Origin of the sequence: Streptomyces sp. NPDC056835 (assembly GCF_042789485.1) — a bacterium.
GTDB lineage: Bacteria > Actinomycetota > Actinomycetes > Streptomycetales > Streptomycetaceae > Streptomyces.
The window spans coordinates 88,286-106,739 of record NZ_JBHUBB010000001.1 but is presented as its reverse complement, the minus strand read 5'-3'; the positions used below and the strand labels follow the sequence as shown (position 1 = coordinate 106,739).

At 70.3% G+C, this 18,454-nt stretch carries 15 protein-coding genes; 7 read left to right on the top strand and 8 right to left on the bottom strand.

The window, feature by feature from the left end:
• Positions 1–8: 8 nt before the first annotated feature.
• From ACFRMN_RS00475 to panB, 3 genes are all read right to left on the bottom strand, one after another.
• On the bottom strand, positions 9–866 hold the full coding sequence (locus ACFRMN_RS00475; RefSeq protein WP_383011026.1) for an ABC transporter permease: 858 nt from the start codon (positions 864–866) through the stop codon (positions 9–11).
• The gene (locus ACFRMN_RS00470; protein WP_383011023.1) at positions 863–1,891 is read right to left on the bottom strand and encodes an ATP-binding cassette domain-containing protein; all 1,029 of its coding nucleotides are present in this window, start codon (positions 1,889–1,891) and stop codon (positions 863–865) included. The genes ACFRMN_RS00475 and ACFRMN_RS00470 overlap by 4 nt, the downstream gene beginning before the upstream one ends.
• Before the next feature lie 269 nt (positions 1,892–2,160).
• Positions 2,161–3,051 carry a 3-methyl-2-oxobutanoate hydroxymethyltransferase gene (gene panB, locus ACFRMN_RS00465; RefSeq protein ID WP_383011020.1) on the bottom strand — a complete coding sequence of 297 codons (891 nt, stop codon included), beginning with the start codon at positions 3,049–3,051 and terminating at the stop codon, positions 2,161–2,163.
• A gap of 157 nt (positions 3,052–3,208) precedes the next feature.
• On the opposite strand from panB, the gene ACFRMN_RS00460 reads away from it, so the two are divergent.
• From ACFRMN_RS00460 to ACFRMN_RS00445, 4 genes are all read left to right on the top strand, one after another.
• Positions 3,209–4,843: an MFS transporter gene (locus ACFRMN_RS00460; protein WP_383011017.1), complete on the top strand. Its 1,635-nt coding sequence runs from the start codon at positions 3,209–3,211 to the stop codon at positions 4,841–4,843.
• Between the two features lie 171 nt (positions 4,844–5,014).
• Positions 5,015–5,623 (top strand): TetR/AcrR family transcriptional regulator, encoded by a 609-nt coding sequence (locus ACFRMN_RS00455; protein ID WP_383011014.1) that lies wholly within the window; start codon positions 5,015–5,017, stop codon positions 5,621–5,623.
• A gap of 274 nt (positions 5,624–5,897) precedes the next feature.
• Entirely contained in the window at positions 5,898–6,923 is a 1,026-nt protein-coding gene (locus ACFRMN_RS00450) for an endonuclease/exonuclease/phosphatase family protein (RefSeq protein ID WP_383011011.1), read from the top strand.
• Positions 6,924–7,122: 199 nt separating this feature from the next.
• Positions 7,123–8,361, top strand: coding sequence for an MFS transporter (locus tag ACFRMN_RS00445; protein ID WP_383011009.1), 1,239 nt, complete (start codon positions 7,123–7,125; stop codon positions 8,359–8,361).
• 117 nt (positions 8,362–8,478) lie between these two features.
• On the opposite strand, the gene ACFRMN_RS00440 is transcribed toward ACFRMN_RS00445, so the two are convergent.
• The 5 genes from ACFRMN_RS00440 to ACFRMN_RS00420 form a co-directional block, all read right to left on the bottom strand.
• Positions 8,479–10,245: an NAD+ synthase gene (locus ACFRMN_RS00440; protein ID WP_383011006.1), complete on the bottom strand. Its 1,767-nt coding sequence runs from the start codon at positions 10,243–10,245 to the stop codon at positions 8,479–8,481.
• 153 nt (positions 10,246–10,398) lie between these two features.
• A complete protein-coding gene (locus ACFRMN_RS00435) occupies positions 10,399–10,818 on the bottom strand; it encodes a CBS domain-containing protein (protein WP_383011003.1) in 420 nt (139 codons plus the stop codon).
• Positions 10,819–11,020: 202 nt separating this feature from the next.
• On the bottom strand, positions 11,021–11,725 hold the full coding sequence (locus ACFRMN_RS00430; protein WP_383011989.1) for a DUF305 domain-containing protein: 705 nt from the start codon (positions 11,723–11,725) through the stop codon (positions 11,021–11,023).
• A gap of 95 nt (positions 11,726–11,820) precedes the next feature.
• The gene (locus tag ACFRMN_RS00425; RefSeq protein WP_383011000.1) at positions 11,821–12,468 is read right to left on the bottom strand and encodes a DUF3105 domain-containing protein; all 648 of its coding nucleotides are present in this window, start codon (positions 12,466–12,468) and stop codon (positions 11,821–11,823) included.
• Positions 12,469–12,584: 116 nt separating this feature from the next.
• Entirely contained in the window at positions 12,585–13,010 is a 426-nt protein-coding gene (locus ACFRMN_RS00420) for a hypothetical protein (RefSeq protein WP_383010997.1), read from the bottom strand.
• A 113-nt stretch (positions 13,011–13,123) separates the two neighbouring features.
• On the opposite strand from ACFRMN_RS00420, the gene ACFRMN_RS00415 reads away from it, so the two are divergent.
• The 3 genes from ACFRMN_RS00415 to ACFRMN_RS00405 all read left to right on the top strand — a co-directional run bounded on the left by ACFRMN_RS00415 (position 13,124) and on the right by ACFRMN_RS00405 (position 18,443).
• Entirely contained in the window at positions 13,124–13,693 is a 570-nt protein-coding gene (locus ACFRMN_RS00415; protein ID WP_383010994.1) for a MarR family winged helix-turn-helix transcriptional regulator, read from the top strand.
• A 242-nt stretch (positions 13,694–13,935) separates the two neighbouring features.
• The gene (gene glnA, locus ACFRMN_RS00410) at positions 13,936–15,297 is read left to right on the top strand and encodes a type I glutamate--ammonia ligase (protein ID WP_383010991.1); all 1,362 of its coding nucleotides are present in this window, start codon (positions 13,936–13,938) and stop codon (positions 15,295–15,297) included.
• 131 nt (positions 15,298–15,428) lie between these two features.
• On the top strand, positions 15,429–18,443 hold the full coding sequence (locus tag ACFRMN_RS00405) for a bifunctional [glutamine synthetase] adenylyltransferase/[glutamine synthetase]-adenylyl-L-tyrosine phosphorylase (protein WP_383010988.1): 3,015 nt from the start codon (positions 15,429–15,431) through the stop codon (positions 18,441–18,443).
• Positions 18,444–18,454: the final 11 nt, after the last annotated feature.

The following is an 18,454-nucleotide window of genomic DNA, read 5'->3' as shown; positions in this document are numbered from 1 at the left end:
CCCGGGCCTCAGGACTTCTTGCGGAACTTGGCCACCGCGAGCGGCGCCGTCACCAGCGTGATCGCCGCCGCCCACACCAGCGTCATCCACACGGAGTGCGCGACAGGGCCGCCGTTTATCAGACTCCGCGCCGCGTCCGCGAGATTGGACAGCGGGTTGTAGTCGGTGAACGCCTGGAGCCAGCCGGGCATCGTGGACGGCGGGGCGAAGATCGACGAGCCGAACTGCAGGGGCATCAGGACGAGCATCGCCACCCCCTGGACGGCCTGCGCCGTCTTCATGGTGAGCCCCAGCAGTATGAAGATCCACATCAGCGAGGCGCCGAACGCGAGGGACAGGCCGACGGCGGCGAGCAGTTCGAGCACCGACGTCTTGATCTCCATGCCGAGCAGGAAGCCCATGCCGAGCAGGACGGCGGTGGCGACCAGCATCCGGCCGATCTCGACGACGATCTTGGCGATCAGTACGGAGGACCGGGCTATCGGCATCGTACGGAACCGGTCCATGACCCCCTTGCGGAAGTCGTCGTTCACGCCCGTGCCGACGGCCATCGCGATGTTCATGCCCATCATCGCCATCAGACCGGGGATCACATAGTTCACATACTGCTCGCGGCTGCCGCCGAGGCTCGCGCCCACGGAGCCGCCGAAGACGTACACGAACAGCAGCGTGAAGATGATCGGCATCAGCAGGACGTCGAACATCGACTCGGGGTCCTGCTTGATCTGGAGGGCGTTGCGGCGCACCAGCGCGCCGATGTGCCGCAGATTGGCGCGCAGTCCGATCCGGCCCTCGGCGGCGACGGTGGCGCGCGACGGCGCGGGTGCCTTCTCGGGTGCGGACGTGGGCAGTGTGGTCGTGCTCATGCCGCGACCTCCTCGGGTGTGGTGTCGGACACGGAGGCCGTCTTCTGGCCGGTGATGGCCAGGAACACTTCGTCCAGGCTCGGAAGATGGGTGCCGATATGGGCGATCCCGAAGCCGCGCTCGCCCAGCAGGCCGACAACCGCGGTCAGTTGCTCATCGCTCAGGATCGGCACGTACAGCAGGCCCTCGTCCGGGACGGCCTGGGTGCCGGCCAGGCCGTCGAGCCCGGTCTCGGCGATCGCCCGCGCCATCGCCGGGAGCTGGGCTGGGTCCGTGGGCCGGATCTGGAGCGTGCGGCCGCCGACCTTCGCCTTCAGTTCGTTCACCTTGCCGTTGGCGATGACCTTGCCGCGGTCGATGACCGTCAGCTCGCTGGCCAGCTGCTCGGCCTCTTCCATGTACTGGGTGGTGAGCAGGACGGTGGCCCCCTCGGCGACCATCCGCTGCACCTCGTCCCAGACCTCGTTGCGGGTACGGGGGTCGAGACCGGTGGTCGGCTCGTCCAGATACAGCACCGCCGGCCGGCCGATCATCGACGCCGCCAGGTCGAGCCGGCGCCGCATGCCGCCGGAGTACTGCATCGTGGGCTTCTTCGCCGCCTCGGTGAGGGAGAAGCGCTCCAGCAGTTCGTCGGCGCGGCGGCGGGCGTCCTTGCGGGACAGATCGAGCAGCCGGCCGATCATGTACAGGTTCTCCCAGCCGGAGAGCTTCTCGTCGACCGAGGCGTACTGGCCGGTGAGACCGATGGTGCGGCGCAGCTGGCGCGGCTGGCGCAGCACGTCGTACCCGGCGACCATCGCGGTCCCGGCGTCCGGCTGGACGAGCGTGGAGAGAATACGGACGAGCGTTGTCTTGCCGGCGCCATTGGGCCCGAGCACACCGAGGACGGTGCCCTCGCGCACATCCAGGTCCACTCCGTCGAGAGCCCGGGTGCCCTGTGGTCCGCCGTAGTGCTTGACCAGCCCCCGTACCTCGACGGCATTGCCCGTGCGGCTGCCGTTGGGGTTGTTGTCGATTCGAGTCATGACACCAGTGGACCAGCCGCCACCGACAATCCACCGACAAGCTGCCGACAAGCCGCTGTCGGGAGGCTGTCGGGGCGCCTTCGGGCGGCCGTCGGTCCACCGTCGAAGAAGTCGAAGAAGTCGAAGAAATCCGATAAGTCCGGGAAGCCGGAGGAGTCGGAGAAACCGACAGCCCGCCGACGGGGGAAGATCGGCGGGCTGTCGTCCGTGCGGGCAGTGGCTTCTTGGGCTTGGGCCGTGGTCGGCTTCCGGGGCGGAGGTGAATCCGCCTAGTGGAACGTGTGCTCCTCCTGAGGGAACGTTCCTCCAATGACCTCGTCCGCAAACTTCCTCGCCGCGTCCCCCAGCGTCTGCCGGAGATTCGCGTACTGCTTCGTGAAGCGCGGTACCTTCCCTCCGGTCAGCCCGACCATGTCCGTATAGACGAGCACCTGCGCGTCCGTCTCCGGTCCCGCGCCGATCCCGATGGTCGGGATGTGCAGGATGCGGGTGACCTCGGCGGCCAGCTCGGCGGGGACCAGTTCGAGCACGACCGCGAACGCCCCCGCGTCCTGTACCGCCTTGGCGTCACGGAGCAGCTGCTGCGCGGCTTCCTCGCCGCGGCCCTGCACCCGGTAGCCGAGGGTGTTGACGGACTGCGGCGTGAGCCCGATGTGTCCCATCACCGGGATGCCGGCCTGTACCAGCAGCTCGATCTGGGTGTGCGAGCGCTCGCCGCCCTCCAGCTTGACCGCGCCCACACCCGCGTCCTTCACCAGCCGCGTGGCGCTGCGCAGGGCCTGGACCGGCCCTTCCTGGTACGAGCCGAACGGCAGGTCGCCGACGATCAGGGCGCGCTTCGTGCCCCGTACGACAGCTGCGGCGAGCATCGTCATCTCGTCCAGCGTGACGGGCACGGTCGTCTCGTACCCGAGATGGCAGTTCCCCATCGAGTCGCCGACGAGCATGACCGGGATACCGGCCTCGTCGAACACGGACGCCGTCATCGCGTCATAGGCGGTGAGCATGGGCCACTTCTCGCCGCGCTCCTTGGCGGCGGCGATGTCATGGACGGTGATACGCCGCGAACTCTTGCCGCCGTACAGCGCCTTGGCGCCGGCTTCGGGGCCGGCCGGGCGTCCCGCGGGCGGCTTCTGAGCAGCCTCGGTCTGAACAGTCATGGCCAAAGGCCCTTTCGTCATCTCGAGGCACCCTGACGGTGTCCCCGGACCGGTTCCATGGTGGCATCCCGGGACCGGTCACGGGAAGTGGGGGCCGTGTGCAAAGACTTTCCAATACGAGACGGTCCCGTATTGAAAGTGGCCTAGGGTGTACGTCATGTCCACACCGTCCGGCGCCACCGGCGCCGCACCCCGCATACCCGAGTCCCGTGTCCCGGAGGCGGTCCACCGCCGTCGCTGGGCCATCCTCGGTGTCCTGATGTTCAGCCTGCTCATCGTCGTGCTGGACAACTCGATCCTGAACGTGGCGGTCAAGACGATCGCCGCCCCCGAGCCCACCGGCATCGGCGCCACCCAGAGCGAGCTGGAGTGGGCCATCAACTCCTACACGCTTGTTTTCGCCGGACTGCTCTTCACCTCCGGGCTGCTCGGTGACCGCATCGGCCGCAAGAAGGTGCTCCTCTTCGGCATCGCCGTCTTCGGCCTCGGCTCGGGGCTCGCCGCCCTGTCCGGATCGCCCGCCGAACTCATCGGCTACCGCGCCCTGATGGGCTTCGGCGCCGCCTTCGTGATGCCCGCCACCCTCGCCGTGCTGATGAACGTCTTCGAGCGCGAGGAGCAGCCCAAGGCCATCGGCATCTGGGCGGGCAGTGTGGGCCTCGGCATCGCCATCGGCCCGATCACCGGCGGTCTGCTGCTCGAACACTTCTGGTGGGGCTCCATCTTCCTCGTGAACGTCCCCGTGGCCGTGGTCGCGCTGATCGCGATGGTGCTGCTGGTCCCGGACTCCAAGGACCCCAGGCCCGGCCGGCTCGACCCGCTGGGCGTCGCGCTCTCCATCGTCGGACTCGTCCTGCTGGTGTACGGCATCATCCGCGGCGGCGAGCTGGCCGACTTCACCGGCGCGAGCGTGCTCGCCCCGCTCATCGGCGGCGTGGCCGTACTCGCCCTCTTCGTCTGGCACGAGAAGCGCAGCAGCCATCCGGCCATAGACATCTCGTACTTCAGGAAGCCGGCCTTCGCGGCCGCCGTCGCCGCCATCGCGCTGGTCTTCTTCGCGCTGATGGGCGTGACCTTCTTCTCGGCCTTCTACCTCCAGAGCGTGCGCGGCTACAGCGCGCTCCAGTCCGGACTGCTGATCCTGCCGCTGGCCGCGGCCCAGATGATCTTCGCGCCGCGTGCCCGGCTGGTGGTGGACCGGTTCGGTGCCCGCGCGGTCTGCACGGTCGGCATGCTGCTGGTCGCCGCCGGACTCGCGGCGTTCGCCCTCTTCGGCACGGACACGCCGGTCTGGGTGCTGTGCCTCGTCTTCTTCGTCCAGGGCACCGGAATGGCGCACATCATGCCGCCTGTCACCGTCGCGGTCATGCAGGCGCTGCCCCGGGAGAAGGCCGGTTCCGGCTCCGCCATCAACAACACCTTCCGCCAGGTCGGCGGCGCCCTCGGGATCGCCGTGCTCGGCTCGGTGCTCTCCGCGACCTACCGGGGCGGGATCGAGGGACACCTCGGCGCGGTCCCGGCCGGCGCGCGGGACGCGGCGGGGGAGTCGATCGAGGCGACGATCGGCGTCGCGGAGAAGATGGGTCCGGCGGGCCGGCCGCTGATCAGCTCCGCCTACGACGCGTTCCTCGACGCCATGCATGTCACGGCCCTCGGCTCCGCGGCCGTCGCGCTGATCGGCACCGCGGTGGTCGCGCTCTTCCTGCCGGGCCGGCCGGACCGGCAGGAGCCGCGGAAGCTCGCGGGGAGCGAGGACGAGACGCCCGAACCCGCGACCGCCGTCCGCGGCTGACAGCTACGCCCTGTACGCCGTGCACGTGCGTACGCGCGGGACGGCGTACGCGCGGGACGGCGTGCGGTGGGACGGCGTACGGCGAGCCGCCGTGTACGAGAATTGGTGCGGCGGAAGCGCGGCGCGGCGTACACGGCGGCCAGGTTCCACGGCGGCGAGAGGCGGAGACAGGTGCGGGAGCAGGGTCACGAGAAGGAACACCGGCGCGGCAGGCCACGCAGTGAGGCGGTCGAGCGGGCGATCCTGGAAGCCGTCGTGACCCTGCTGGAGGAGGGTGTGCCGCTCGGCGCGCTCTCCGTCGAACGCATCGCCCGTACGGCGGGCGTCGGCAAGGCGACCATCTACCGGCGCTGGCAGGGCAAGGAGGAGCTATTCCTCGACGTCCTGCGGGAGATCGAGCCGCCCGAGCCCGAACTGCCGGGCACCTCGGCGCTCGACGATCTCAGGGTCGTGCTGGAGTCGATGCGCCGGCGCGGTCTCGCCCAGCGCTCCTCGGTCCTGCTGCACAACGTCGTCGTCGGGATGAAGAGTCAGCCCAAACTCTGGGCGGAGTACCACAGGACGGTCATCGACCCCCGGCGCGCGATGACGATGGACCTGATCCGGCGCGGGGTCGCCGCCGGTGAGCTACGGGACGACCTGAGCGTGGAGCTGATGCACGAACTGCTGGTCGGCCCCATGCTCATGCGCACCCTGCACCGGCCCGGCGCACCGCTGGAGGAGGATCTTCCCGACCGGATCATCAGCGCCGTGCTCCAGGGACTGCGCCCGCGCGAGTGACCGGCGCGTGTGATTCCCCGTACCGGACCGGCGCTCGACGTGAAAGCCTGCCGGCGCGCGATGCGGAACGCCCTGTCAGTGCGCGACGCGGACCACCCCGCCCGGCGGTGCGGGATCTGTCACACCCACCGCTCTTTCGTTCTTGATCGGAACCTCTGGACCCTCCCTCTTCGTCTCCGTGCGAGAACGGCTGTCCCCGGACGGCGAGAAAGTGTCCGTACATCGCCTAGGGTCGGGGGCGGGCGTGCACAGCAAGGCAGTGAGGGCAGCGCATATGACGCAGGAGTACACGGCGCATTCGGTGACGGACGGCGGGGAGGACCCCCGCACCGACTCCCGCGTCAGAGCCCTGCTCGGCCGTTGGCGGGGCGACCCGGGTATCTGGCGGCGCGGCATCGTGCTCGCGCTGCTCGCCGTGGTGGTCGCGCTGTTGATGATCTTGCACGCGCAGATCCCCAACAAGATCGGCAACTTGGGGAGTCTCACCGAAACCTTCCTGCCCTGGCTCGGTGTGTTCGTTCCGCTGATCCTCGTCCTGGCGCTGGTGCGGCGCTCCGCCACCGCGCTGGTCGCCGTACTGCTGCCCGCGGTGGTCTGGGTCAATCTCTTCGGCGGGCTCCTCACCGACAAGTCCGGCGGCGGCGGTGACCTCATGGTCGCCACCCACAACGTCAACGCGGACAACCCCGACCCGGAGGGCACCGCGCGCAAGCTGGCGGAGTCCGGGGCCGATGTCGTGGCGCTGGAGGAGCTGAAGGCCAGCGCCGTGGAGACCTATGTCGAGGCGCTGGCCGGGACGTACAAGTACCACTCGGTGCAGGGCACGGTCGGACTGTGGAGCAAGTACCCGATGGCCGGGGTCGAGCCCGTCGACATCAAGTTGGGCTGGGTCCGGGCCATGCGCGCCACCATCAGCACGCCGGACGGCAGGGTCGCCGTCTATGTGGCGCATCTCCCCTCCGTACGCGTCAAGCTGAACGCGGGCTTCACCGCCAACCAGCGCGACAAGAGCGCCGACGCGCTGGGCGAGGCCATCGCCGACGAGACGCTGAGCCGGGTGATCCTGCTCGGCGATCTGAACGGCACCATGAACGACCGCTCGCTCAACGCCGTGACCGCCCAGATGCGCTCGACGCAGGGCGCGGCCGGGCACGGTTACGGCTTCAGCTGGCCGACGTCGTTCCCGCTGGCCCGGATCGACCAGATCCTGGTGAAGGGCGTCGAACCGACCTCGTCCTGGACTCTTCCCGCGACGGACAGCGACCATCTGCCGATCGCGGCGAGGGTGCAACTGCGCTGACCGGAGCGCGGGTCCGAACCGGAACCGTGCCGGTCCGAACCGGAACCGTGCCGGTCCGAACCGTGCCGCGCTGAGCCGAGCGCTGGGCGCAATCCGGAGTTCATCTGCCGGAATAGAAGACCTGAGAGACTTTGTTCCGTGGGGGTACTAATAGTGTTTCCTCACCCCTGAACCACATCTCCACGGAAGGTCTCTCCCGATGCCCCTCGCCCTGTTCGCCCTGGCCGTCAGTGCTTTCGGCATCGGGACGACAGAGTTCGTGATGATGGGCCTGCTGCCCAATGTCGCGGACGATCTGGGTACGTCCGTGCCGACCGCCGGATATCTGGTCTCGGCCTACGCGATCGGTGTCGTCGTCGGTGCCCCGCTGCTCACCGCCCTCGGCTCCCGTATCCCGCGCAAACGGATGCTGCTCCTGCTCATGGGGCTCTTCGTCATCGGCAACCTCGGCTCGGCGCTCGCCCCCGGCTTCGGCTGGCTGCTGACGGGCCGCTTCCTCGCCGGACTGCCGCACGGCGCGTTCTTCGGCGTCGGCGCGGTCGTCGCCGCCCGGCTGGTGCGCGAGGGCCGGCAGGCACGGGCCGTCGCGACCATGTTCCTGGGCCTGACCGTCGCCAATATCGTCGGCGTCCCCGCGGCCACCCTGCTCGGCCAGAACCTCGGCTGGCGCGCCACCTTCCTGGTGGTGACCGTGATCGGCCTGATCGCGCTCGCGGCGCTGGCCCGGCTCGTCCCGTACATACCGCTTGAGGCGCACCAGAGCGTGGGCCGTGAGATACGCGCCCTCGGCGACCGTCAGGTGCTGCTCGGTCTCGCGACCGCGGTCTTCGGCTTCGCCGGGGTCTTCGCCGTCTACTCGTACCTGGCCTCGATCACGACCGAGGTGATGGGCTTCGGCGAGTCCTCCGTCACGCTGGTGCTCGCGCTCTTCGGCATCGGAATGACGCTGGGCGCGCTGGCGGCCGGGCCGCTGACCGACCGGGCGCTGCGGCCCACCCTGTACGCCTCGCTCGGCACGCTCGCTGTCGTGCTGCTCGCCTTCCGGTTCACGGCGCACATCCAGTGGGCGGCGCTGGTGACGGTCGTGGTGCTCGGCGCGGTCGGGTTCATGACGACCACTCCGCTCCAGATGCTCGTCATGCGGAAGGCCAGGCACGCCCCCACCATCGCCTCCGCCTCGAACCACTCGGCCTTCAACCTGGCCAACGCGGGTGGCGCCTGGCTCGGCGGCGTGGCGATCGCGGCGGGCTGGGGCTGGCTGTCCCCGACCCTGGTCGGCGCGGTGCTCGCGGTCGTCGGCCTGGCGATCGCGGTGACGGCGGGGCTGCTTGACCGGGGTGACCGGGGCGACAAGGGACCGGAGGCATCGCGGGTCGTCGCCTCCGCCGCGACGACGACCGGGACGACGACCGGGGCGACGACGGAACGGGTCGGCTGACGCCGTACGGGTGTGCGGGACGCCTGCGTGACCTCTCTGTACGGAGCGACCAATCGCGCAACCATCAAGTGAGGAACCACGACGGCGAGCAACCACCTCCGCGAGAGCGGCAGCGGTTTAGCCGCGAAGGAGGGGGAGTTCGCGCCAGCGGTTCGTGATCGGCAGCCGCCGGTCCTTGCCGAAGCCCTTCGCCGAGATCTTGGTGCCCGGCGGGTACTGGCGCCGCTTGTACTCCGCCGTGTCCACCATCCGCAGCGTCCTGGCGACCAGTTCGGCGTCGAAGCCGGCCGCGACGATCGCGTCCCTGCCCTGATCGCGGTCGACGTACAGCTCCAGGATCCGGTCCAGTACGTCGTAGTCGGGCAGCGAGTCCGTGTCCATCTGGCCGGGGCGCAGCTCGGCGCTGGGCGGCTTGGAGATCGAGGCCTCCGGGATCGGCGGGGTCTGGCCGCGCTCCTCGGCGACGCGGTTTCGCCAGCGGGCGAGCCGGAAGACGGAGGTCTTGTAGACGTCCTTGATCGGGCCGTACGCGCCGACGGAGTCGCCGTAGAGCGTCGAATAGCCCACGGCCAGCTCGGACTTGTTGCCCGGCGCGAGAACGATATGACCCTCCTGGTTGGAGAGCGCCATCAGCATCGTGCCGCGCAGCCGCGACTGAAGGTTCTCCTCCGCGAGCCCGGTCAGCCCGAGCGCGCCCATGTACGCGTCGAACATCGGCTCGATCGGGTGCGTACGGAAGTTGAGCCCGGTACGGCGGGCCAGCTCGGCCGCGTCGTCCCTGGAATGGCCGGACGAGTACTTCGACGGCATGGAGACGCCGTACACGTTCCCCGCGCCGACCGCGTCACAGGCGATGGCGGCGACGAGCGCGGAGTCGATACCGCCGGAGAGACCGATCAGCACGGACCGGAAACCGTTCTTCGCGGCGTACGCGCGCAGGCCCACCACCAGCGCCGAGTACACCTCCTCGTCGTCGTCCAGGCGCTCGGCGTAGCCACCGGCCAGCTCGGGCTCGTAGGCAGGCAGCGGGTCCTCGGAGAGAATGACCCGGTCGATCCGCAGCCCGTCGTCCACGACCCCGGTCGGGGCCTGCGGCGAGGCGGCCGGCAGATCGAGGTCCAGGACCACACAGCCCTCGGCGAACTGCGGTGCGCGCGCCACGACTTCGCCGTCCCTGTCCACGACGATCGAGTCACCGTCGAAGACCAGCTCGTCCTGGCCGCCGATCATCGCGAGATACGCGGTGGTGCAGCCGGCCTCCTGGGCGCGCTTGCGCACCAGGTCGAGGCGGGTGTCGTCCTTCTCGCGCTCGTACGGCGAGGCGTTGATCGAGAGCAGCAGTCCCGCCTCCGCGGACCGGGCCGCCGGGACCCGGCCGCCGTCCTGCCACAGGTCCTCGCAGATCGCGAGCGCGATGTCGATGCCATGGACCCGGATGACGGGCATGGTGTCGCCCGGTACGAAATACCGGAACTCGTCGAAGACGCCGTAGTTGGGCAGATGGTGCTTGGCGAAGTTGAGGACGACCGCGCCCCGGTGCAGTACGGCGGCGGCGTTGCGCGGGGCACCGGCGGGCTGGCCGTAGCGCGGCTGGGCCGACTCGGAGCGGTCCAGATAGCCGACGACGACGGGCAGCTCGCCGAAGCCCTCCTCGTCGAGCCGCACCGCGAGCGCGCGCACGGCGGCCCGGGACGCCTCGACGAAGGACGACCGCAGGGCAAGGTCCTCGACGGGGTAGCCGGTCAGCACCATCTCGGGGAACGCGACGACATGCGCTCCCTGTTCGGCGGCGTGCCGGGTCCAGTGCACGATCGCCTCGGCGTTCGCGGCGATATCGCCGACGGTCGAGTCGATCTGATTCAGAGCGAGACGTAGTTGAGGCACGGGACCCAGTGTAATCGTCTGACTGACGCGATGTCCTGGGGTGTGCGTGTGGGGCTGCCCACTCGGCCGGGGCCGCCCACTCGGCCGGGGCCGCCCGCCGGGTGCGGGCGGTACGCCGGGTGCCGGCGGTACGCGCGGTACGTGAGCCGGGGCTCAGCCGTGCGCGTAGACCTGCTCCATCCAGGAGGCGAGCTGCCCGTCGGTGAGGTGCTGGGCCAGATCGGCCTCGCTGATCATCCCGACGAGACGCTTGTTCTCGATCACCGGCAGCCGGCGAATCTGGTGGCTCTGCATCTCGTACAGGACGGTGTCCACGTCCGCGTTCGCGTCGATCCAGCGAGGGGTGCCGTGCGCCATCTCTCCGGCGGTCGTCTGCGCCGGGTCATGGCCCATCGCCACACACCCGACGACGATGTCGCGGTCCGTGAGGATGCCGGTCAGCCGGTCCTCCGAGTCGGCGATGGGGAGCGCGCCCACATCCAGCTCACGCATCAGCTGGGCGGCGCGGTCCAGGGTCTCGTGGGCGGGGAGCCACTGAGCCCCGGGGTGCATGATGTCTTTGGCGGTAGTCATGGGTTTCCTGCCTCCTGAGTGCCGTCCACCCCGAGCCAGATCCATCATCGTGGACCCGTTCGGGTGACGCGACCGCAAGCGCCCGAACAGGGGGGACGGCCGGGACCGAGGAGACGGCCGGGACCGAGGAAGCGGCCGGGACCGCGCGGCCCACGACTGAGCCGGGGCCGCCGGGTCCCCGGGGAACCGGCGGCCCCGCGCGTCAGCCGGTACGCGGCTTCGCGCCGCGCGCCGTGAGCAGGTCGGCCATCAGGGCCATCTCGGACCGCTGCGCCGCGACCATCCCCTCGGCGAGGTTCTTCTCCGTACCGGGTGCGCACAGCTGTACGCAGCCCTGGGCCATGGCGACCCCGCCCTTGTGGTGGTCGGTCATCAGCTGGAGATAAAGGATCTCGGCCGCCTTGCCACGGGCGTCGCGGAGCTGGTCCAGCTCCGTCTTCGTGGCCATGCCCGGCATCAGCGAGCCGTCCTCGGCCCGATGGCCCGCGTCGCCGTGATCCATCGAGCCCATGTCCATGTCCATACCGCTGCCACTGCCGTGGTCCATGGTCTTGTCCATGGACATCCAGGCCATCGGCCCACGGCCCGACTCGACCTTCGGCAGCCCCCACATGTCCAGCCAGCCCAGCAGCATCCCGCGCTGGTTCGCCTGGGTGTTGGCGATGTCGTACGCCAGCCGGCGCACCTCCTCGTCGTCCGTGCTGTCCCGCACGATGAACGACATCTCCACCGCCTGCTGGTGGTGGACCGCCATGTCACGGGCGAAGCCCGCGTCCGCCGAGTCCGCCGTGGGGGTACTGGGCGCGGCGGAGCCGCCGTCACGCCCGGCCGAGGCCACCGCCGCCGTACCGGCGAAGACCAGCGCCAGGACGACGGCGGTGATCGCCGCCCACTGGGTGCGCGTCACCTTGCGCGCCGGACGAGCCGTATCGGACGTGTCGGCGGCGTCGACCGCGTCGGCCGCATCCGCGGTGGCCGTCGGGTCCGGGGCGCTCTCCGCCGTCACTGCGCGCCCATTCCGCCCGTGCAGGCGGCGCCCGGCTCAGGGGTCTGTGCGCCCTGCACGTACTTCGTGAAGAACTGGTCCACGCGCGAATCCGTGGCGCTGTCCACCGAGACCTGCTTGCCCCACGCGCTCAGCATGATGGCGCCCGACTGGTTCTGCACCGGGCTCATCATCGAGTAGGGGGTCTTCTTCACCTTCTCGCCGAGCGCCTTCACATCGGCTTCGGATGCCTTGTCGTTGTACGTGACCCAGACCGCGCCGTGCTCCAGTGAATGCACCGCGTTCACGTCCGGGACGGCTTCCTCGTAGACGTCCCCCTGGCAGTTCATCCAGACCTGGTTGTGGTCACCGCCCACGGGCGGGGTCATCGGGTACTTGACCTGCTCGGTGACATGGTTACGGCCGAGCTCCTTGGCGTCCCAGGACTTCTCGTCCTTCACGGGCGCCTTGGCCGCGGCCTGCTCCTGCTCCTTCTTGTCCGACTCCTTGTTGAGGAGGTAGGCGCCACCGGCGACGAGGGCGGCCACCACGACGGCGCTCGCCGTGATCGTGATGATGCGACTGCGCCGCTCGCGGGCCCGCTCGACGCGGCGCATCTCCTCTATTCGGGCCTTGCGCTCGGCGGACTGGGACTTGGAAGCCATGATGTGTGTCCTTCTGGGATAACTGCGGAACGCGGACAACTGCGTGACCACGGAACGTGGTTCGGGATATTCGGGAACCCGGCGCGGGGGGTGGCCCGGTGCGGGTGCGGGCCCGGCTACGTCCGCAGTACTTGAAGGACGTGGAGATCCGGGGCGCGGGCGAGCGCTCCGGAGCGGGGCACCTGGCCGGTGGGGTACGGCGGTTCGAGGTGCGAGGGCTGGACATCGCCGGCGAACGGGGTGGCCGGCGGCGGGACGGTGAGCACGGCCGGGCTCTGGTTCGGGAAGAGCCCGCAGTCGCTCTTGTCGTACGGGCAGGTGTAACGGGCCTCGGCCTCGGCCCGGTCCCGGACCGAGGTCCCGGCGGGCGGGCCGTGCGTGGCGCCGTTCGCCGCTGTCACCGAACCGTCCTTGTGGTGGACCCCGGTCCCGCCCGGGTCAGGACCCAGACAGATGAAGAGCGCGGCGAACAGCGTCGCCACGGCACTCAGCAGTGCCGCGGGACGCGTGATGCGTATGTGGCCGGGCCGCGATCCCCCCATGAGCGCAGATCGTAGTGCGTACACCCCCGCCGGCAGCAGTGAGGAACCGGTTCCGGTTCCCCTCCGGGACCCCGGACGGGTACGAACCGGGCATCGCCGGGGTACAAAGAGGCATGGTCGAGGATCCGCAGTCGCATCGACAGCCGCATGGACAGCCGCAGCCGCGGTCCCCCCAGGGGCCGGCCGATGTCGACGCGGTGACGCACGCCGTGCTGAGCGCGTCCCGGCTCCTGGTGAAGGTCTCGGCGCGGTCCCTCGCGGCCGTCGCGGAACCGGTCACCCTGCCGCAGTTCCGGCTCCTCGCGGTCCTCGCCGCCCACGGCGACGCCAAACTGGTCGATATCGCCGACCGGCTGGGGGTGAATCCGTCGACCGCCATGCGGATGCTCGACCGGCTGATCGTCGCGGGCCTGGCGACCCGGCAGAGCAACCCGTGCAACCGCCGCGAGACGATGCTGCGGCTGACCCCGGAGGGCCGGGCGCTCGTCGACCGCGTCACCGCCGTACGCCACCGCGAGATCTCGATGATCGTCGAGCGGCTGACGCCCGAGCAGCGCACGGCCCTGGTCGGCGCGCTCACCGCGTTCACCGAGGCGGGCGGGGAGCCGGCGGTACCGGGCGAGGACACGGAGCCGTACCCGCTGGGCTGGTCGGACACCACCGTCCGGCACAGTGGTGGCTGACAGGCGTCAGAGTCGATCTTCGGCGCCGATCTCGCGCACAATGGGTTGCGGCCGCCTGTTTCATGGGCATCGGACGAACAGGCACTATGGGCCGCAAGCCCGTACACACGCACGACGCGAAGCGTTGGACGGGGGTTCGCAACGCGCCGGAAATCGTGTGGTGGGATGCTCGGGTGCCCCCGGGGTGCCCCGCGGCATGGGAGCAGGTGGCCTGACCAGCAAGGATGGGTAGGACGGCTAATATGGATAAGCAGCAGGAATTCGTGCTCCGCACGCTCGAAGAGCGCGACATCCGCTTCGTACGCCTGTGGTTCACCGACGTGCTCGGCTTCCTGAAGTCGGTTGCCGTAGCGCCCGCCGAGCTGGAGCAGGCCTTCGACGAGGGCATGGGCTTCGACGGGTCGGCGATCGAGGGCTTCGCCCGGGTGTACGAGTCCGACATGATCGCCAAGCCCGACCCGGGCACGTTCCAGATACTGCCGTGGCGCGCGGAGGCTCCCGGTACGGCGCGGATGTTCTGCGACATCCTGATGCCCGACGGCTCGCCGTCCTTCGCGGACCCGCGCTATGTGCTCAAGAGGATCCTCGCCAGGACCTCGGATCTGGGCTTCACCTTCTACACCCACCCCGAGATCGAGTTCTTCCTGCTGAAGAACAAGCCGGTCGACGGCACACGCCCCACGCCCGCCGACAGCTCCGGCTACTTCGACCACACCCCGCAGAACGTCGGCATGGACTTCCGGCGCCAGGCGATCACGATGCTCGAATCCATGGGCATCTCGGTCGAGTTCAGCCACCACGAGGGCGCCCCCGGCCAGCAGGAGATCGATCTGCGATACGCGGACGCGCTCTCCACCGCCGACAACATCATGACGTTCCGCCTGGTCATGAAGCAGGTCGCGCTGGAGCAGGGCGTGCAGGCGACGTTCATGCCGAAGCCGTTCTCCGAATACCCGGGCTCGGGCATGCACACCCATCTCTCCCTCTTCGAGGGGGACCGCAACGCCTTCTACGAGTCGGGCGCCGAGTACCAGCTGTCGAAGGTCGGCCGCTCCTTCATCGCCGGGCTGCTCAAGCACGCGGCCGAGATCTCGGCCGTCACCAACCAGTGGGTCAACTCGTACAAGCGCATCTGGGGCGGCTCCTCCCGCACCGCGGGCTCGGGCGGCGAGGCCCCCTCGTACATCTGCTGGGGCCACAACAACCGCTCCGCGCTGATCCGCGTCCCGATGTACAAGCCGGGCAAGACCGGCTCGGCGCGGGTCGAGGTCCGCTCCATCGACTCGGGCGCCAACCCGTATCTGACCTACGCGGTGCTGCTCGCCGCGGGCCTCAAGGGCATCGAGGAGGGCTACGAACTCCCGGCGGGCGCCGACGACGACGTCTGGGCCCTCTCGGACGCGGAGCGCCGCGCGATGGGCATCGAGCCGCTGCCGCAGAACCTGGGCGAGGCGATCTCCCTGATGGAGCGCAGCGAACTGGTCGCGGAGACGCTGGGCGAGCATGTCTTCGACTTCTTCCTGCGCAACAAGAAGCAGGAGTGGGAGGAGTACCGCTCCGAGGTCACGGCCTTCGAGCTGAAGAAGAACCTGCCGGTGCTGTAGGGGCCGTAGGTGTGATCCGATCCGGGCCGGCGGGGGCTTCGTACCGCCGGCCCGGATCCGCTCCCCCGGACAGGGCCTAGGCTCATTTCCTGAGCTTGGTCGGACGGGGTCGTGGACAGGAGACGGCGAATATGGCGCTGCCGGGACGCAGGAGCAGTACCTTCACCCGCCTGCTGCGGCACGGCTTCACCGATCCCTCCGCCGCCGAGCGGCTGCTCGATGTGCCCGCGATGTCACTCGTACGGTCCGATCCGATGCTCCTCGACGCGCTCGGCGCCACCGCGGACCCCGATCTCGCGCTGCGCGGGCTCGTCAGGCTGGCGGAGGCGCAGCGGCCCGAGGAGCTGCGGGTGCTGCTGGACACCGTGGTCACGGCGAAGCCGCTGCGGGACCGGCTGCTCGGGGTGCTCGGCTCGTCGGAGGCGCTCGGTGACCATCTGGTCAGGCACCCGGGGGACTGGCATGTGCTGGTCACCTACGAGCTGGCCGATCTGCACCCGGGCGTCGAGGAGTTCGAGCGCGGACTCGCCGAGGCGACCGACCCGGTCTCGCTGCGGGTCGCCTACCGCCGCTGTCTGCTGGCCATAGCCGCCAGGGACGTCTGCGGGACGGCGGATTTCGCCCAGACCGCCGCCGAACTGGCCGATCTGGCGACCGCGACCCTGCGCGCCGCCCTCGCGATCGCCAAGGCGGCCGCGCCCGAGGACGCCGCGCTGTGCCGGCTCGCGGTGATCGCGATGGGCAAGTGCGGCGGCCATGAGCTGAACTACGTCTCGGACGTGGACGTGATCTTCGTCGGTGAGCCGGCCGACGGGGTGGGCGGTGCGGCCGAGGGCATCGACGAGGGCAAGGCCATCCAGGTGGCCACCCGGCTGGCGTCCCATCTGATGCGGATCTGCTCCGAGTCGAACATCGAGGGCTCCATCTGGCCGGTCGACGCGAATCTGCGTCCCGAAGGCCGTAACGGGCCGCTCGTACGGACGCTGAGCAGCCATCTCGCGTACTACCAGCGCTGGGCCAAGACCTGGGAGTTCCAGGCGCTGCTGAAGGCCCGCGCCGTGGCGGGCGACCCGATGCTCGGCGCCCAGTACATCGAGGCGGTGTCTCCGCTGGTGTGGCAGGCCGCCGAGCGCGAGCACTTCGTCTCCGACGTACAGAAGATGCGCCGCCGGGTCGTCGACAACATCCCGCCGGGCCAGGTGGACCGTGAGCTGAAGCTCGGTCCCGGCGGGCTGCGGGACGTCGAGTTCGCCGTACAGCTCCTCCAGCTGGTCCATGGCCGCAGCGACGCCACGCTGCACAGCGGCTCGACCCTCGAAGCGCTGGCCGCGCTGGCGGCGGGCGGCTATGTGGGCCGGGCGGACGCGGCGCAGCTGGACGAGGCGTACCGCTTTCTTCGCTCCATGGAGCACCGCATCCAGCTCTACCGGCTGCGCCGTACCCATCTGGTGCCCGAGGACGAGGCGGATCTGCGCCGCCTCGGCCGCTCGCTCGGGCTGCGCGGCGAACCCGTCGCCGAGCTGAACCGGACCTGGAGGCGGCACGCCTCGGTCGTACGGCGGCTGCACGAGAAGCTGTTCTACCGGCCCCTGCTCGACGCGGTCGCCCAGCTCGCGCCCGGCGAGATCCGGCTCAGTCCGCGGGCGGCCGGGCAGCGGCTCGAAGCGCTCGGCTACGCGGACCCGGCCGCCGCGCTGCGGCATCTGGAGGCGCTGTCGTCCGGGGTGAGCCGCAAGGCGGCGATCCAGCGGACGCTGCTGCCTGTGCTGCTCGGCTGGTTCGCGGACTCCGCCGACCCCGACGCCGGGCTGCTCGGCTTCCGCAGGGTGTCGGACGCGCTCGGCAAGACGCCCTGGTATCTGCGGCTGCTGCGCGACGAAGGAGCCGCGGCGGAGAATCTCGCGCGGGTGCTCTCGGCCGGCCGGCTCGCCCCCGATCTGCTGCTCCGCGCGCCCGAGGCGGTGGCCATCCTCGGCGACCCCCAGGGGCTCGCTCCGCGCGGCCGTGAGCCGCTGGAGCAGGAGGTCCTGGCGGCGGTCGGGCGCGCGGAGACCGCGGAGGGCGCGGTCGCCACGGCCCGGGGGATGCGCAGGCGCGAGCTGTTCCGCACGACCGCGGCGGACATCATCGGCTCGTACGGCACGGAGGACAGCCCGGCCGAGGAGGACCCGGGGGCGCTGGTCGACCGGGTCGGCAACGCGGTCACCGATCTGAACGCGGCGACCCTCGCGGGCGCCCTGCGCGCCGTCGTACGCGAGCGGTGGGGCGACACGCTGCCCACCCGCTTCGCGGTCATCGGCATGGGGCGGTTCGGCGGCCAAGAGCTGAGTTACGGCTCCGACGCGGATGTGCTCTTCGTCCACGAGCCGCGCGAGGGCGTCAGCGAGCACGAGGCGGCGCGCGCCGCGAACGAGGTGGTCGCCGAGATGCGGCGGCTGCTTCAAGTCCCCACCTCCGACCCGCCGCTGCTGATCGACGCGGATCTGCGGCCGGAGGGCAAGAGCGGCCCGATGGTCCGTACGCTCGCCTCCTACGCGGCGTACTACCGGCGCTGGGCGCTGGTCTGGGAGAGCCAGGCGCTGCTGCGCGCGGAGCCGATGGCGGGGGACGCCGAGCTCGGCCGCCGCTTCGTCGAACTGGTCGATCCGCTGCGGTATCCGGCGGAGGGCCTGGGCGAGGACGCGGTACGGGAGATCCGCAAGCTCAAGGCGCGGATGGAGACGGAACGGCTGCCGCGCGGCGCCGATCCGACCCTCCACACCAAGCTGGGCCGGGGCGGGCTCTCCGATGTCGAGTGGACGGTCCAGCTGCTCCAGCTGCGGCACGGCTGGGTGGAACCCGGCCTGCGCACCACCCGTACCCGGCAGGCCCTGGCGGCGGCCCGCGGGGCGGGACTGCTCTCGACGGAGGACGCGCAGATCCTGGACGAGGCGTGGGTCCTGGCGACCCGGGTCCGTAACGGCGTGATGCTGGTCAGGGGCAGGCCGGGCGACACCTTCCCGTCGGACGGGCGCGAACTGGGCGCGATGCGCCGCTATCTGGGGTACGGGCCGGGACATGTCGGCGACATGCTGGACGACTACCGCCGTACGACGCGCAGGGCGCGGGCGGTGATGGAGAAGCTGTTCTACGGGGCGGCGACCTGAGGCCGTACCGC